12 protein-coding genes are annotated in these 16,920 nt (G+C 47.2%); 11 read left to right on the top strand and 1 reads right to left on the bottom strand.

What is annotated here, in order from left to right; all coding sequences use genetic code 11:
- Positions 1 to 25: 25 nt before the first annotated feature.
- From G630_RS0111780 to G630_RS0111730, 11 genes are all read left to right on the top strand, one after another.
- On the top strand, positions 26 to 2,029 hold the full coding sequence (locus tag G630_RS0111780) for a glycoside hydrolase family 31 protein (protein WP_026498684.1): 2,004 nt from the start codon (positions 26 to 28) through the stop codon (positions 2,027 to 2,029).
- Positions 2,030 to 2,040: 11 nt separating this feature from the next.
- Positions 2,041 to 3,207, top strand: coding sequence for a serine hydrolase domain-containing protein (locus G630_RS0111775; protein WP_026498683.1), 1,167 nt, complete (start codon positions 2,041 to 2,043; stop codon positions 3,205 to 3,207).
- A gap of 113 nt (positions 3,208 to 3,320) precedes the next feature.
- On the top strand, positions 3,321 to 5,417 hold the full coding sequence (locus tag G630_RS21695) for a glycoside hydrolase family 3 protein (RefSeq protein WP_049946191.1): 2,097 nt from the start codon (positions 3,321 to 3,323) through the stop codon (positions 5,415 to 5,417).
- Between the two features lie 102 nt (positions 5,418 to 5,519).
- Positions 5,520 to 6,335, top strand: a complete 816-nt coding sequence (locus G630_RS21690) for a PHP domain-containing protein (protein ID WP_044959231.1) — start codon at positions 5,520 to 5,522, stop codon at positions 6,333 to 6,335.
- A 13-nt stretch (positions 6,336 to 6,348) separates the two neighbouring features.
- Positions 6,349 to 7,530: an ABC transporter ATP-binding protein gene (locus G630_RS0111760; RefSeq protein ID WP_026498682.1), complete on the top strand. Its 1,182-nt coding sequence runs from the start codon at positions 6,349 to 6,351 to the stop codon at positions 7,528 to 7,530.
- On the top strand, positions 7,527 to 8,426 hold the full coding sequence (locus tag G630_RS0111755) for a carbohydrate ABC transporter permease (RefSeq protein WP_026498681.1): 900 nt from the start codon (positions 7,527 to 7,529) through the stop codon (positions 8,424 to 8,426). The genes G630_RS0111760 and G630_RS0111755 overlap by 4 nt, the downstream gene beginning before the upstream one ends.
- A gap of 94 nt (positions 8,427 to 8,520) precedes the next feature.
- Positions 8,521 to 9,429, top strand: coding sequence for a carbohydrate ABC transporter permease (locus G630_RS0111750; RefSeq protein WP_330363803.1), 909 nt, complete (start codon positions 8,521 to 8,523; stop codon positions 9,427 to 9,429).
- Positions 9,426 to 11,099 carry an ABC transporter substrate-binding protein gene (locus G630_RS0111745; protein WP_330363802.1) on the top strand — a complete coding sequence of 558 codons (1,674 nt, stop codon included), beginning with the start codon at positions 9,426 to 9,428 and terminating at the stop codon, positions 11,097 to 11,099. The genes G630_RS0111750 and G630_RS0111745 overlap by 4 nt, the downstream gene beginning before the upstream one ends.
- Positions 11,100 to 11,213: 114 nt before the next feature.
- On the top strand, positions 11,214 to 12,158 hold the full coding sequence (locus G630_RS0111740; RefSeq protein WP_026498678.1) for a hypothetical protein: 945 nt from the start codon (positions 11,214 to 11,216) through the stop codon (positions 12,156 to 12,158).
- Positions 12,159 to 12,327: 169 nt separating this feature from the next.
- Positions 12,328 to 13,482, top strand: a complete 1,155-nt coding sequence (locus tag G630_RS21685) for an ABC transporter substrate-binding protein (protein WP_049946189.1) — start codon at positions 12,328 to 12,330, stop codon at positions 13,480 to 13,482.
- Between the two features lie 177 nt (positions 13,483 to 13,659).
- Positions 13,660 to 14,544, top strand: a complete 885-nt coding sequence (locus G630_RS0111730; RefSeq protein WP_026498677.1) for a hypothetical protein — start codon at positions 13,660 to 13,662, stop codon at positions 14,542 to 14,544.
- A gap of 211 nt (positions 14,545 to 14,755) precedes the next feature.
- Here the strand turns inward: G630_RS0111730 and G630_RS0111725 are convergent, their stop codons facing one another.
- Complete coding sequence (locus tag G630_RS0111725) at positions 14,756 to 16,567, bottom strand: methyl-accepting chemotaxis protein (protein ID WP_026498676.1); 1,812 nt, start codon at positions 16,565 to 16,567, stop codon at positions 14,756 to 14,758.
- Positions 16,568 to 16,920 lie beyond the last annotated feature (353 nt).

The following is a 16,920-nucleotide window of genomic DNA, read 5'->3' as shown; positions in this document are numbered from 1 at the left end:
GTTTTCAGTACGAGGGAGGAAAGACATGATATTTCTTGAAAAAGAAGGAGCACTTATAGCAAAAAGACAGGGGGAAACATTGAGAATAGAGCCCTGGGGCAAGAATTCACTGAGAGTTCGAAGCACGATGTATCCGGAGTTCACCGGAAGAAACTGGGCGCTGACAGTTGATGACAATTGCAAAAGCGATAAAACCGCTGAAATCTCCATAACAGAGCGCGAAGATGGTCCTTTTGCGAGCATTGAAAACGGCAAGATCAAGGCAACCGTGAACTTTGCGGGGGTAATCACTTTTTATAAAGATGAAAAGAAGATCCTTCGCGAGTACTTCCGCTGCTACGGCGGAACTGAGTCGAAGGAGTCTAGGTGCCTTAAATACATCAACCGAGACTACAAGCCCCATGTGGGCGGCGACTACCGCATCACGCTCAAATTCGAGAGTAACGACGGCGAGAAAATATTCGGAATGGGACAGTACCAGCAGCCCTACACGGACCTGAAGGGATGCATCCTCGATCTTGAACAGAGAAACTCCCAGGTGTCCGTACCCTTCGCAGTATCCAGTATTGGCTATGGATTTTTATGGAACAATCCGGCCGTAGGCCGCGTAACCTTCGGAAACAACTACACCGAGTGGGTGACTGAGGCCTCAAAGGAGCTTGACTACTGGATTACAGCTGAGGACACACCAAGACAGATTATTGAAAATTACACCGAAGTGACCGGCCGCGCGCCGCAAATGCCTGACGAGCTGCTGGGACTCTGGCAGTGCAAACTCAGATACCGCACGCAGGAGGAAGTCCTCACCGTAGCCCGTACCTGCAAGGAGAAGGGCGTGCCGATCGACTGCATCGTTATAGACTTCTTCCACTGGACCGTCCAGGGTGATTGGAAATTTGACGAGACCTATTGGCCCGATCCCAAGGCGATGGTGGACGAGCTCCACAGCATGGGCATCAAGGTCATGGTTTCCGTATGGCCTTCAGTCGACAAGCGCAGCGAGCACTTTTACGACATGTTGGAAAAAGGACTCCTTGTGAAAAACGAAAGAGGCGGACTTCAAAACTATGATTATCAGGGTGATTGCACAGTTTTCGATGCGACCAATCCCGAGGCCAGAGACTATGTATGGCAGGTCTGCAAGAAGAACTATTATGATCTCGGAATCGACATGTTCTGGCTCGATAACTCTGAGCCTGACCTTATCAAGTATGACTTCGACGCCCTGAGATACTACATGGGCCCCGCGCTGGAAGTCAGCAATATTTATCCGCAGTGCTATAGCCGCACTTTTTATGACAATATGAAAAAGGAGCAGAAATTACCGGTAGTCAACCTTCTCCGCTCAGCCTGGGCCGGAAGCCAGAAGTACGGAAATGTTGTCTGGTCCGGAGATGTACCGAGTACCTTTGAAGCATTAAGGGACCAGATTGCAGCAGGCCTGAACATGGGACTTGCCGGGATTTCATGGTGGACAACCGACATCGGCGGCTTCATGACCGACGATGTGAATGATCCCGATTTCAGACAGCTCCTTATCAGATGGTTTGAATTTGCGGTATTTTCACCGATCCTCCGAATCCACGGAGACAGAGGCCCCTATGACATTCCTCCGCTTGATAACAGAGATTTCGGCGGCGGATATCTTCACACCGGCCAGGACAATGAACTCTGGAGTTACGGCGAAGACAATTTCAAGATAATGAAGGATCAGCTGAATTTAAGACATGAGCTGAAGCCCTATATAAAATCACTTTTTGAAGAAACAAGCAAGAACGGCTCGCCTATAATCAGGACACTTTTCTACGAGTTCCCGAATGATGAAAAGTGCTGGGAAACCTACGATGAGTACATGTTCGGAAGCGACTACCTGGTTGCTCCGATCCTTGAACTGAATCAGTTTGAGAGGCAGGTATACCTTCCTCAAGGAAAGTGGGAAGACATAAGAGACGGCAAGATTTATGACGGCGCGCAGACAATTACTGTAAAAGCTCCGATTGAATCAATTCCTGTTTTTAGGAAAAAGTAAGGAGAGACACAATGCGAGACAAGAAAAAACTATTCACAGAATGTATTGACAGAATCATAGACTCAGGAGAGCTGGTGGGTTTAAATGCTCTTGTCCTGAAGGATGGTGAGGAAAAAATGTACGCAGAGGCGGGCTTTGCGGATCTTGAAGCAAAAAAGCCGTTTAAGCGTGATACCATCGTAAGGCTCTACTCCCAGAGTAAGCCAATAACTGCGGCTGCAGCGATGCTCCTCATTCAGGACGGAATAATTGAGCCCTACGAGCCTGTCGGAAACTACATCGAGAGTTTCAAAAATCAGGAAATAGTTGAAGGCGGAGTAAGAAGGCCCGTGAGATGGGATCGCCCGATGTTCATAAAGGACCTTCTCGACATGACCTCAGGGCTTGTTTATCCCTTCGACAACACGGCGGCGGAGATCACAACAGGGCAGCTTTATAACGAGCTGATCGACAGACTTCCCACCGATAACATGATGAGCACCATGGAGTTCGCTGAGCGCCTGGGCAGGCTCCCGCTTGAATTCCAGCCCGGTGACCACTTCCGCTACGGCACAAGCGCCGACGTACTTGGCGCTGTAATAGAGAAGGCTTCCGGAATGAAGTTCGGAGACTTCCTGAAGGAGCGCATCTTTGAGCCGCTTAACATGAAGGACACAGGATTCTATGTGCCTGAGGAAAAAATGGACCGGTTCGCAACTGCCTATGATTGCTATGGAGAAGCTCCTGTAAGATACAGCGGCAACAACCTGGGTATCCGAGATGATGGAAAAAAGAATGCCTTCGAATCAGGCGGCGCGGGCATCTTCTCAACAATTGACGACTACGCGAACTTTGCAAGAATGCTCATGAACGGCGGAATTTTTGAAGGAAAAGAAATCCTCACAAAGAATACCGTGCGCTTTATGACAGGAGCTCAGCTCACAGATGAGCAGCAAAACGACATGAAAACCTGGAGCGCCCTCGGCGGATTTTCTTACGGCAATCTTATGCGCATAATGAAGAATCCCGGAAGAGCCGGAATAATCGCAGGCGAAGGCGAGTACGGCTGGGATGGCTGGCTTGGCCCCTATTTCTGCAATGATCCCGAGAGTGGCACAACCTTCCTTATGCTGACTCAGAGAGTTGATTACGGCACCGGAGTTGCCACGAGAAAACTGAGGAATATAATCTTTTCATAAACGGAAAAACGCTACTTTTTTATAGTTATTTAACGAATACTTCAGCGCCGGTGTGCTAAGATTATTATGGATAAAACCGTAATTTGTGATTATTATAATCGGAAGGGCATATTATGGAAGGAAGCATTCAAACTTTAAAATACCGCGCGGAAGAAATTTTAGAGGCGATGACCCTTGATGAAAAAATCGGGATGATCCACGGAAATGAACTCTTCAAAACGAAGGGAATACCGAGACTTGGGATACCGCCGCTTGTAATGTCCGACGGCCCCATGGGAGTTCGCGCGGAGTTTGAAAAAGACGACTGGATTCCGATAGGAAACACCGACGATTATGTTACCTATCTTCCCTGCAACAGCGCGGTTGCAGCGACCTGGAACAGAAACCTTGCAAGCAGAACCGGAAGCGTTCTCGGCGAGGAGACCAGAGGCCGCGGCAAAGATATAATCCTTGCGCCCGGCATGAACCTCAAAAGGTCGCCGCTTTGCGGAAGAAACTTTGAATATTTCAGCGAGGATCCTTTCCTGACCTCCGAGATGGCATCGGAGTATGTAAAAGGCGTCCAGAGCTGGGATGTTTCCGCATGCCCGAAGCACTTCGCCCTGAATCACCAGGAAACTGCAAGGCTTGAAGTCGATGAAGAAATCGACGACGATGTTCTTGATGAGCTGTATCTCCAGGTGTTCAAGGACGTCATAGACGCTGCAAATCCTTACTGCATCATGGCTGCCTACAACAAGCTTCGCGGCGAGTACTGCTGCGAGAGCAAGCTCCTTTTGAACAAGATTCTCAGGGAAAAATGGGGATTCCAGGGACTCGTGATCTCCGATTGGGGCGGCATCCACAATACCAAAGAAGCTGCCGAAGCGGAAATTGACCTGGATATGTCCGTCACAAGCGATTTTGATAATTACAAATTCGCGAAGCCGCTAAAGGACATGGTTCTAAGCGGCGAAATCGACGAGGAAATAATCGATCGTAAGGTAATTCGCATTCTGATCCTGATGCTTCGCCTCAACATGCTTGATGAGGACGTGATGATCAGGAAAGATGCGCCCTACAACTCATTTGCAGCAAGACAGGATTGCCTTGACATCGCAAGGGGAAGCATCGTACTTTTGAAAAATGAAGATAAGCACCTTCCTCTTTCACGATATGAAATAAAGAATAAGAGAATTCTTATAATTGGCGAAAATGCAAACCGCACCCATTCAAACGGCGGCGGAAGCGCAGAAATCAAGGCCCTTTACGAAATCACTCCGCTTCTTGGAATTAAGGGAAGAATCGGCGGAGCGGCAAAGGTCGACTACCTGCGGGGTTACGCCAGCGCTCAGGAAGCGATTTTCAGCTATGAGGGCACAAACTGGCAGGCTACAAGCCTTGATGACATTGAGGAAACCAAGGACTCTGCGGAAGATGCAAAAGAAAAAGAAGAGCTTTCAAAGCTTCGTAAAAAGCTAAGGGACGAAGCTCTGGCTGCCTGCAATGACTATGATTATGTAATTTTCGTAGGCGGATTAAATCACGATATCGACCTCGAGGGTAAGGACAAAGAGAATATAAAGCTCCCTTACGAGCAGGATGAACTTCTTGAAGAACTTTTGGAAAAACGTCCGGATACCATAGTTTGTATGATAGGCGGCGGCGCCGTTGATATGACAAGATGGCTTGATAAGTGTAAAGCAATTGTGTGGATGTATTATAATGGCATGGAGGGCGGAAACGCGCTCGCAGAGGTTATCCTTGGGGACATCAATCCCTGCGGACACCTGCCGGAGACATTTTATAAATCAGAAAAAGACTGCTCAGCCCACAGTATAGGCAATTTTGGGGACACTGAGATGGTTCATTACAAAGAGCGTTTCCACATCGGATATCGCCACATTTACAAGGAAAATATTCCAGTGCAGTTCCCTTTCGGATACGGACTGACCTACTCCGATTTTGAGATATCGAAGCTGTCCTTCAACACCGGACGGCGCATGGTCTGCGGTAAGCTTACCAACAAATCCGATGAGGACGGCGCAGAGATAATCCAGGTCTACAGACTGCCCGACGAAGCGCACGACTACCTTGAACTTGTCGGCTTCGAAAAAGTATACACCAGGGCAAACGGAGAAATAGAATTTGAAATTCCTGTTCGTGACAGAGTCGGAATCGGCAAGTACGCCGTCGGCTTCAACAGCGGAGAACTAACGACGATAGAATAAAACAATAATATGCCTTCTATGCCTTCCCCTTGGGGGGCGTCGGTTCAGCGCGGACCGAAGCGGAGCGAAGACAGGTGGCACGAAGTGCCGGATGAGGAGAAAATGCTAACCATAAAATGCGACCTGCACACCCACACATTATACTCGGCGCACGCCTACTCAACCATCGAGGAGAACGTGCGGGAGGCCGAGTCCATAGGACTGGAGCTTCTTGCCAGCACCGACCATTTCAGTTCCATGGTCGTTGCAGAGGACGAGGATCTGCGCTCCTACCAGTTTTTCACCAATCAGGGGTGCTGGAAACGCTTTTGGCATGGCGTTAAACTCCTTCGCGGATGCGAGGTGGACATAGTCAATCCCGAGGGCTACCTCTTTGGAATGGGACTTCCTATAAAAAGATCAATTGTAGGCGATCCCTATAAGGAAGACAAAGACCTCTTTCACAGAGCGACAGAGAACCTGGACTTTATCATAGCAAGTGTGCACGGAAAATGGGGACTTCAGGGCATCACTAAAAACCAGGCGACTCAGATGTACATCACCGTTCTAGAAGATCCGCAAATACTGATGCTCGGACACATAGGCCGCGCCGGAATACCTTTTGAAACCGACGAAGTCCTAAACAGGGCAAAAGAACTACACAAACCGATCGAGATAAATGAGCACAGTGTTATCTGGAGCGGCGACGTTATGGACAGATGCAAGGAAATCGCCATAAGATGCGCAGAGCTTGGGGTAAGCATCTGCGTCAACACCGACGCTCATATCGCGACAGATGTCGGAAGATTTCCCACAGCGATATCAATGCTTGAGGAAATCCATTTCCCGCAGGAACTCATCATGAACCGCGACAGCGAAAGCTTCCTTTTGCAGTACTACGCGGCCGGGTTCCCGGAAATCAAATTCGACGTGGAATAAATTGGGGGAAGGTATGAAAATAGTTTTAGAAAATCTAACAAAAAAATTCCCAAACAGAAACAAAAAAATTAAGGGCGACGTCATCGCCGTAAATAACTTCGACCACGAAATCCCGGACGGGAAGCTCATTGGGCTCCTCGGTCCTTCGGGCTGCGGAAAAAGTACGGTCCTTAACCTTATAAGCGGCCTTGAAAAACCGACTTCCGGCAAGATTTTCTTCGGAGATGATGACGTGACAGAGCTTCCGGCTGAAAATCGCGGAGTGGGGCTTGTTTTCCAGAATTATGCGCTGTACCCACATCTTAACGTGCGTGAAAACATAAGGTTCCCGCTTGAGAACCTGCGTGGAAAGGATAAGCTTACAAAGGACGAGATGAACAGCAAAGTTCTTAAGACCGCAAAGCTTGTGCAGATTGAGAGCCTTCTTGACCGCAAACCCTCCGAGATGTCGGGCGGACAGCAGCAGAGAGTTGCGATAGCGAGAGCACTTGTTAAGCAGCCAAGAGTCCTCCTTCTGGATGAGCCCTTGTCAAATCTTGACGCAAGACTCCGCCTTCAGACAAGAGAGGAGCTCAAGAGAATTCAGATAGAGACCGGAATTACCACAATTTTCGTAACCCATGATCAGGAAGAGGCGATGAGCATCTGTGACTCCATCGTAGTTATGAAGGACGGCTGCATCATGCAGTACGGCGCGCCTCAGGATGTCTACGACTATCCGGACAACCTCTTTGTTGCGAAATTCCTGGGGTCTCCCCAGATCAACGTCTTTAAGGGCAAGATCAGAGGCAGTTCACTTTTCATAGGAAAAGACTATGTGATGGATGTGAAGGACCTCTGCGGGCATGCCGGAAGAAATTGTGAGAAGGGAGAAATATCCCAAAATGCCAATGGTGCCGGAAGCTCGGAAATCAGACCGTGCTACGTCGCTATAAGACCTGAGGGTTTCGAAGCCCTGTCCGAGAATGATACAGATAATTCTTTTGGAACCCTTCGCTGCGAATTCAGAAAAATGGAAGTAATGGGGCGTGATACAAGCATCATCTGTACACACGAGGCTTTTGAAGGAACCGTGATAAGAGCGATAATCCCTTCGGAGACACGTCCTCAGTTCATCGGAGGCGAAGTCTGCCTCAGACTAAAGCCCACGAAGGTCCACATTTTTGACGCTGAAACGGAGGAAGTAATCCGGTGAGCAATAAGAAACAGAACTTAACCGCCTGGCTGTGCCTTCTGCCGGCGATCATATTCCTGGGAGCCTTCCTCGTCTATCCGATGATAGACGTATTTGTGTACTCCTTTGAGGAGGGCTACAACTTTGCGTCGCAAAGCTATTTCGGGCTCGGAACCTACAACTATTCCTACGTTCTGCACGACCCGTATTTCATACAGGCTCTGAAAAACACCTTCATCATTGTGATTATAACAGTGCCGCTTTCCACAGGTATTGCGCTGATTATTTCGATAGCCCTCAGCTCAATTGACAAACTGAGGGAGCTTTTCCAGACAATCTATTTTCTTCCCTACGTCACTAACACTCTGGCGGTGGGACTTGTTTTCATGATCCTTTTCCAGAAAACCGCTTACACCGATGGCATGGTGAACGTGCTCATAAACGCGTTCGGCGGCGAAAGCATCGATTTCATCGACGGCCCCTACTGGGCAAAAATGTTCGTCATGTGCTTCTACACCATCTGGTGCGTGCTGCCCTTTAAGATCCTGATTCTGACGAGCAATCTCGCTTCCGTCGATCCCATCTACTACAAAGCGGCTAAGATAGATGCAACTCCCAAGTGGAGAATTTTCACGAAAATCACGCTCCCGATGATCTCGCCCATGATCTTTTACCTGGTTATCACCGGATTTATCGGGGCTTTCAAAGCATACAGCGACGAGGTTGCGCTTTTTGGAACCGACCTCAACGCGGCAGGCATGAACACAATCGTAGGCTACATCTACGACATGCTCTACGGCAACAGCGGCGGCTACCCGTCCTATGCCTCGGCAGCAGCGATCATCCTGTTCGCCATAGTATTCACCATCACCGTCATTAACCTGCTCGTCAGCGAGAAGACGGTATATTACCAGTAAATTAAAAATCGCCTCCCCCTTGGGGACGAAGAAAAAATAGAAAGCCTTCCCCTTGGGGGGAAGAAAAATAGAAAGCCTTCCCCTCTGGGGGAAGGTGTCAGCGAAGCTGACGGATGAGGGTTCAAATATGCCTGACAACGTTAATTACGAAAAAATCGAAGCCCGCGACCGGGCCGCCACAATAGCCCAGGGAATTGTGAAATACCTTTTCCTGACCTTCTGGGCCCTAATTGTTCTGTTCCCTTTTTACTGGATGATTCTCACATCCTTTAAAAGCTACAGTTCCTACAACAGCGAGTACGTTCCGAGACTCATCGTTACATCGCCCACTTTCCAAAACTATGTGAGCGCGTTCACGGAAGTTTCTCTGGGAAGATACCTGATAAACACCTTCATTTTCACGGTGGTTACCACGGGCATAATGCTTGTAATCGTGGTTCTTTCCGCATTCGCGTTTTCAAGACTCGAATTCCCCGGAAAAAACCTGGTATTCGCGCTGTTTTTATCACTGATGATGATTCCAAACGAACTCGTCATCATCACAAACTATGTCACAATTACCGACCTGAATATGCGCAACTCCTTCCCCGGACTGGTGCTGCCGTCCGTCATCTCGGTTTTTTACATATATCTTCTTAAGGAAAACTTCGAGCAGATTCCGGACGAACTCTACAAAGCAGCAAAGGTCGACGGGACTAGCGACATGCGCTATCTATGGCGTGTCATGATTCCGATTGCAAAGCCCACACTCATCACCATCACAATCCTGAAGGTCATCGAGTGCTGGAATTCTTACATCTGGCCGAGACTCATCACTGACGACTCCAACTATTTCCTCGTCTCCAACGGAATTCAGGAGATACGTGAAAATGGCTTTGGCCGTGAAAATATTCCCGCCATGATGGCAGCAGTGGTGGCAATTTCCGTACCGCTGATGATTTTGTTCCTTGTATTTCGAAGGAAAATCATGGCCGGAGTTGCAAGAGGAGGTACGAAGGGATGATGCCGAATTTTTGCAACAAAAAATCCATAAAGAAAATTGCGCTTGCAGCCACTATGGTACTTACGGTCGCCATAAACGGACTTGCATTATCCGCCTGCCACGGAAGTAAAGAAGCCCGCGGATTCGAGATACCGGAATCTTTTGATGAGAACAAGAAAATTGAAATCACCTTTTGGGCAAAGAATGATACCAACAAAACCCAGACAAGAATATACGAAAAAGCGATCAAGAATTTTGAGGGACTTTATCCGAATATGGATGTAACAATCCGTCTATACACGGATTATGGCAAAATATATAATGACGTAATTACAAATATCGCGACAGATACCACGCCCAATGTCTGCATAACCTACCCCGATCATATCGCGACTTACATGACCGGCGCGGACACAGTTGAGCCATTGGACGATCTTTTCGCAGATGAAAAATATGGACTTGGCGGCAGCGAGCTGAAATACGACGCTCCGACCATTGACGAGATTGTTCCCGAGTTTTTATCAGAGTGCAAGATTGGAGGCAGCCACTACGCGATCCCGTATATGCGCTCAACCGAGGCCTGCTATGTAAATAAAGACTATGTTGAACAGCTTGGATTCGAGATGCCTGAGGTCCTCACCTGGGATTTTGTCTGGGAAGTTTCCGAGGCAGCCCTTGCGAAAAACGAGGATGGCACCTACAAGCTAAACGGCCAGAAGGTCATGATACCTTTTATATATAAATCCACCGATAACATGATGATACAGATGCTGAAACAGCAGGGGGCAGGATACTCAAACGATAAGGGGGACATCGAGCTTTTCAGTGATGATACCAAGGCTTCCCTCATGACAATAGCAGAGCATTCAAAGACGGGCGCATTCTCTACCTTCAAGATCTCCGGATATCCGGCAAACTTTCTGAATGCAGGACAGTGCATTTTTGCAGTCGACTCAACCGCCGGCTCCACCTGGATGGGCTCCAAGGCACCACTCCGCGACATCGCGGAAGACAAAGTGGTGGACTTTGAAACCGTAGTATATCCCATTCCACAGTACTACTCGAAAGATGGAGAGCTTCTGGATGACAGTATTAAGGCAGCGGGTGGCCGCTATGCCATGATTTCTCAGGGACCGTCTATCTGTATCTTCAATAAAGAGGATCCGCAGGTTGTGCTTGCATCCTGGCTTTTTGCGCAGTACATGCTGACGAATGATGTCCAAATGGCTTATGCCGAGACCGAAGGCTATGTTCCTGTCACCACTAAAGCTCAGGAATCTGCTGAATATAAGGACTACCTGAATAGAGCAGGTGAGGATAACAGCACATATTATGATGTGAAAATTGCTGCTACAAAGCTTCTTCTTGATAACCAGCGCTATACCTTTGTTACCAGTGTATTCAACGGCTCTACCTCGCTTCGAGATGCAGCGGGTGCGCTAATCGAGAATGTCACCAAGTCGGTTCGCAGAAAGAAAGAAGTGGACGACGACTTCATTGCCAAGCTCTACGATGACACCAGAAGCCTCTACCACCTTGATTCCGGCAGCGCAGTAAACGCCGGCAAAGCAGACCTCGGCGAACTTCCCGAGGAATCCAAGTGGCTCATCAGGATATTGATTGGCGCCTGGGTACTGATCGGCGCGTACTTCTTCTATTCGAGGAAAAGTGGCAAGATTTCGAAAGAATAGTTTTTTCACCAATAGAGTGATATAATAGTCGGCGATAACAGATAACGGCAGTGAGCCAAGTGCGCATACAACAGCACAAACCCGGCAGCTGACCATTACAGGAGGAAAAAAATTATGAAAAAGAAGACTATCGCAACATTATTAACACTTGCATTTGCTGTAAGCATGATCGGATGCGGACAGGCTAAGACAGAAGCTCCCGCAGAGACAGCTACAGAGGCTGAGAGCACAGAAGCAGCTGATGCAGCTGAGACAGAAGAGAGTGTAGAAGAGACAACAGAAGCAACAGAAGAAACAGCAGAAGAGACAACAGAAGAAGCAGCTGAAGAGACAACAGACGACGCAGCAGAAGAAAGTGATGCAGCAGAAGACACAGAAGCAGCAGATGACGCAGATGCTGCAACAGGCGATGTTATGAGCCATGACGATTTCGCTGCTGCTGATCTTGATGCAGAGGTTACAGTTGAGACCTATGTACAGGCTAAGCAGGGCTGGTGGGAGAAAGACGGCGTAGGCGTTGCTACTTTCTACACACAGGCTGAGGATGGTGCTTACTTCCTTTACAACATGCCTTGCTCTGAGGAAGACTACGCTAAGCTTGAGCAGGGAACCAAGATCAAGGTTACCGGTTACAAGACAGAGTGGGAAGGCGAAGTTGAGATCATCGATGCAACTTACGAGATCGAGGACGGAAACTTTGTTGCTGAGGCAGAAGATGTAACAGCTGACCTTGCAAGCGATTCTATCATCGACCACCAGAACGAGTTCGTATCTTTCACAGACATGACTGTAGAAGCAAGCAAAGATGCTGACGGCAACGAAGTTGCTTTCCTTTACAATTATGACGGATCAGGCTCTCAGGGCGACGACCTTTACTTCAACGTATCTGCTGATGGAAATACCTACACCTTCACAGTTGAGTCTTACCTTTGCGACAAAGATTCCGACGTTTACAAGGCTGTTGAGGCACTTAACGTTGGCGACAAGGTTGACATGGAGGGCTTCCTCTACTGGTACCAGGGCGTTAACCCCCACATCACCAAGGTTACTGTTAAGTAATAAAAATTCGAGGCCTGAAAAATCCTCAGACTTTGCAGTATTTTGAGGAATTTTTAATAGAAATTAAATAGTATTAACATATACAAGGCGCTATCATAATATTGGTAGCGTCTTTATTTTTTTGCGATATATATGAGTTTGTGAAAAGACGCCATGAGGGGAATCACAAATGGATGCAAAAGTTGTCCAATTCAGCGACTATGTAAAAAAGAGAAAAAGTACGCCGATCAGAAGACTTCTGAGCTATTTCAAAAAACTGAAAAAGTCAGGCGCATTCACAGGCAGAAGCATCGCGTTTCTGATATTTTTTGTTGCGATGGCGTGCCTTATTTCAGGCTGTAAAGCGCCCAAAGGAAGGGGAGACAAGCTCCTTGGCAGCGAGATCACAGTGGGCTTCGCGCAAGTTGGTCACGAATCCGATTGGCGAATAGCGTCCACCAATTCGGTGAAACAGGCACTTTCTGAGGAAAATGGCATAAAGCTCGACTTCATTGACTGCGACAACGACACCGATGTTCAGATAAAAGCCGTTTCCGGCTTCGTTGACAAAAAAGTTGACTACATCGTCATTGATCCCATAGTTTCCACAGGCTGGGAAGACGTCCTTACAAAAGCAGAAGAGGCCGGGATCCCGGTGATTGTAATCGACAGAACCATTGATGATTCCGAGAAATACGTCACCTGGCTCGGGTCTGAATTCACAGATGAGGGCCTGGCCGCCGGCGAGTGGCTTAAAAACTATGCAGCAAAAAAAGGCCTCAAGGAGATAAATATTATAGAGGTTACGGGAAATGAGGGCTCTTCAGCGGAAAACGGGCGCTCAGCCGGTTTTCACAAGTATATCGAGTACGAGGCCTGGAACATCATTGACTCCCGGGACGGCGAATTCACCGAGGAGGGCGGAAAACGCGTCATGGATGAATTCTGCGAGGAATATAAGGGCGAGTTCAACGTGATCGTGGCCCAGAATGACAACATGGCCTTTGGGATCATGAAGAGCCTCGACGAGCACGGTATCAGCTACGGAGTTGGCGGCGACATGATAATAATTTCTTTCGACGCCTGCAAGAACGGACTTAAAAATGTACTCGATGGTAATATCAATGCAGACTTTGAGTGCAATCCACTCCAGGGCCCTGCTTGCCTTAAACTCATTTATGACCTGGAAAAACAGGCCAAAATTCAGAAGGAAACCTTCATGTCAGAGACCTGGTACGCCGCCGAGGACATCGTCCCCGAGATAACTTATTTCAACAGCATGGGTGAAGAAGTGACCGAACCGATCGTGGTTGTGGACAAGGCGGCAGTTGAGGCTGCTTACTAATTTGGTCTCCGATTTTTTTAAAAAAACCAAAATTTCATCAACCACAAAAACCATATTTGTGGTATAATACATTCATGGCAAACACAATATCTTGTGTTTTTGGGGAAAGCCAGATAATCTGCAATCTTGTTGGTAAAAAGTCACTTTTCTATTTGAAAAAAGTTTTTTGGGGGAGTCATGGACTACGATTATCTATCTTCAATTGTTTCAAATTACAGTAATCTGACATCGCTTAATTCCATGTCCGGAGGATTGCTCGGAGGCAGTTCGGCTCTTGGAAGTGCGTCTGCACTGGCGAGCATCGGAAGCTCACTTGATACAGCGGATGCCACAAGCGCCCTTGCAAGTGCAAACTCTTTTTCAAGCATACTTGGAATGGTTATGAAGTCGGATCTTCTTGGACAGACAGCTTCTTCCGAAGATTCTGCAGAGGCCATTGTTAGTGACCTTTCGAAGGAGGCAGAGGATAGGTTGATAGGTATCGCCGGTGCCGCATCTGACGGCACAGCAGAGGGCGAAGCCAGAAGCAACCTGATTCTCCAGAATTACCTCTACACTGCGATGATGAAGGATTCTATCGACAACTCCCTTACAGATAAGGCGGATTTCACATCGGGACTCTTTTCTAATCTAGCTGTCGGATCCGAGGATGATGAGGGCAATTCAGCACTCAGCGCGCTCACGGATACAGCACTTTCCGCAATCGGCAATTACTCAGGCTACAAGAGTTTACTTGATAACTCGTCAGAAGACCTGCAGAGCATAGTGTCATCAGTGGCATCCGGCTCGAACAATAGAAGCTCAGCAAATGCGATAAGTTCATCGCTTGGCTCAGATGTAGCATCTCTTGATACTTCTGATGAAGACAGCATCATCTCTTCCTACACCGGACAGGGATCACTTCTTCGCGAGATGCTAAACAGCCTCTCAAGTGATCTCATGAGCACCTCGGTTGCAAGCTCAGAGACCAGGACTTCAGACAGGAGCATCGACTCACACCTTAGAAGCGCCGACAATCCGAATACACACCTGAGACTTCGCTCAGCTTACGGCAGAGCATGATCAGGAATAGCATGCGACCTAGCGGCCTGATGAATTAAAATCGAGTCATACAAATTCTAAAAGAATGGCGTAGAAAACCGGTAACCACCTGATTTTATTAGGCGATTACCGGTTTATTAGTTTTTTACCTATATTTCTTTATGAAGAAGCAAACGATATTTTAAAATTCACCTTAAATGCTGCGAAGCATTTCTTGTATGTTATCTTTTTATTACAGATTCTCAAAAATACTTGTACTCTGATTCAGTCTCTCTGTAACCTTGTTATTCTCAATCATCGCATTATCGATACCCTGGATTTCACCAACAATCTCAGTAGAGTTCGTAGCGGAAAGACCGATGGCCTCTGTACTCTGCTTAACCGACTCAGTGATGGACTCAACGGAATCAGCCATGCGATCCATGATGGTATTGAGGTTGTCTGCCTTGTTCGAGAACTTCTCAAGCATGTCATCCATCATAATAGCAGCCTGCTCGTACTTGTCTCCGGTTTCCACGAAAGAATCATAGTCAGCGATAACGGTATTATTGATGAAATCGATAACTTCCAGAGCATTGTTGGAAAGACTCTTAACAGCGGTTGTCACCTCATTACTGATAACCTGAATGTTACCGGCTGTCTGGCGGCTATTTTCAGCAAGGGCACTGATTTCTTCAGCAACAACGGCGAAACCTTTTCCTGCTTCACCTGCTCTTGCAGCCTCAATAGAAGCATTCAGAGCAAGGAGGTTTGTCTGAGAAGCGATGTCGAGAATGACATTGGTAAGCTCGTTGATCTGGGAAACCTTCTCACTATCCTTAACGGAAATCTGGAGAACCTCGCCAAGTTCTGTAATCTTCGCGCCGGTATTCTCTTTCTTCTGAGTTGCAGCGGTCTTGATCTCGTCTGCCTCATTCTTGATTGTGATAGCGGTCTGAGCACCTTCTGCAGCTTCTTTTCTGATCTCGTCCGCAGCGTCCTTAACTTCTTCAAGACGTCCGTTGATCTGATCAGCTGTTGAAGAAACAGTATCCATACTTGCAGACAGCTCTTCCAAAGCAGCTGAAGTATTTGTGATGTTATCACTTGCCTTCTGAATCTGGTCAGTCATCTCATCGGCAGAAGTACGAAGTACAACAGTACCGTCTTTTACATCCTTAATAATATCCTGAAGAGTGCCTATAAACTGGTTGATTCCATCCACAATTGACCAAAGCTCTGTCTTGGTCTGTGTTCTTACACGAGTGGTAAGATCACCTTTTCCTGCATTGATGTTGTCGATGATACCAACAACTTCATTAGAGATGGCACTGATCTTGTTACTGATTCTGACAATGCTAAGTACAAGACCTGCAACTATGCAGAGAATGATAATTATAATTCCGATAACAGCCTTTTTGGTACCATCGTTGAGAGTCAGCTGAAGGTAGGCACCTAAACCAACTGACAGCCCCTGTATTGATGCCTCGGCAGTATCGAAAGCAGCGTTCATGCTGGTCATATTTGGATAATAAGATGAAGAAAGAACAGCGAAAGCAGGCTCCATGTCCCTTGCCATGCAGCTTTCCATTATAGAGTTTGCATCAGCAAGAAATGCGTTAAGGGAGTTTTCAAGAGCTGCATATTGCTCAGCGCCATCAGCAACCTGAGTAACCCAAAGGCTGGTGCTGAGATACTCGGTGAGCTCAGGTATCTGTGCTTCTGCAGCCTTAAGAGTATCTGCGTATCCCTGCAAAGTTTCATCATCTACACTCTCCATAGAAGCTGCACCTATAAGTGCACTAAGACTACCGTCTATCTGAAGAGTAGCTTGTTTGAGTTTTCCTTCTGCAATAAGAGTGTCAACTTCATTTGTGCTGGCCGTAACCGCAGTATTCATCATGCCTTTCATACTGTTAACCAGAATGATGGTAACAATCACAACTGCTAACAGAATCACCAGGTTTACTGCAAGATTCTGAAATGCAATCGTCTGGAAAATGGCACCCTTTGTAGTGGCCTTTGTGCCTGTTGCACCTTCATTGATATTATTTTCGTTTGCCATTTCTTCGCCTCCCCATAAGGTAAAGTGATTACATGAATAATCTAACTAGCACAAGAGGATTTGCCTCTTGCGCATAGTGGTTGCTATATACAATTATTATAGCGCGTTATGGGGATTCAAATCATTAAATAAGAATAAAATAAGCGTGAAATCGTTAATAAAATAGAGGAAACTGTTGGAGAGATTCGTGTGATTGGTCAAGGATAAATCCAGATAGGGAAAGCTTTCCAAAAGTTTTATCCGCGGGAGCTCTGTGCTGGCCAGAGATAACACCAATCGCGAACAATTGTTGTTCAGATTTACGCAAGGAAGCAAGTAAAAATAAAAAGATAAATCCGGCAAGAGATAATCAT

Origin of the sequence: Butyrivibrio sp. WCD2001 (genome assembly GCF_000424485.1) — a bacterium.
Lineage (GTDB): Bacteria > Bacillota > Clostridia > Lachnospirales > Lachnospiraceae > Butyrivibrio.
Note: the sequence above shows the minus strand (reverse complement) of the source record. Positions and strands in the feature narration are given on the sequence as shown.

What these genes read in the sequence shown, in the direction of transcription:
- G630_RS0111780 (WP_026498684.1), top strand. Translation starts at nt 26, where the DNA reads ATGATATTTCTTGAAAAAGAAGGAGCACTTATAGCAAAAAGACAGGGG.
- G630_RS0111775 (WP_026498683.1), top strand. Translation starts at nt 2,041, where the DNA reads ATGCGAGACAAGAAAAAACTATTCACAGAATGTATTGACAGAATCATA.
- G630_RS21695 (WP_049946191.1), top strand. Translation starts at nt 3,321, where the DNA reads ATGGAAGGAAGCATTCAAACTTTAAAATACCGCGCGGAAGAAATTTTA.
- G630_RS21690 (WP_044959231.1), top strand. Translation starts at nt 5,520, where the DNA reads ATGCTAACCATAAAATGCGACCTGCACACCCACACATTATACTCGGCG.
- G630_RS0111760 (WP_026498682.1), top strand. Translation starts at nt 6,349, where the DNA reads ATGAAAATAGTTTTAGAAAATCTAACAAAAAAATTCCCAAACAGAAAC.
- G630_RS0111745 (WP_330363802.1), top strand. Translation starts at nt 9,426, where the DNA reads ATGATGCCGAATTTTTGCAACAAAAAATCCATAAAGAAAATTGCGCTT.
- G630_RS0111740 (WP_026498678.1), top strand. Translation starts at nt 11,214, where the DNA reads ATGAAAAAGAAGACTATCGCAACATTATTAACACTTGCATTTGCTGTA.
- G630_RS21685 (WP_049946189.1), top strand. Translation starts at nt 12,328, where the DNA reads ATGGATGCAAAAGTTGTCCAATTCAGCGACTATGTAAAAAAGAGAAAA.
- G630_RS0111730 (WP_026498677.1), top strand. Translation starts at nt 13,660, where the DNA reads ATGGACTACGATTATCTATCTTCAATTGTTTCAAATTACAGTAATCTG.
- G630_RS0111725 (WP_026498676.1), bottom strand. Translation starts at nt 16,567, where the DNA reads ATGGCAAACGAAAATAATATCAATGAAGGTGCAACAGGCACAAAGGCC.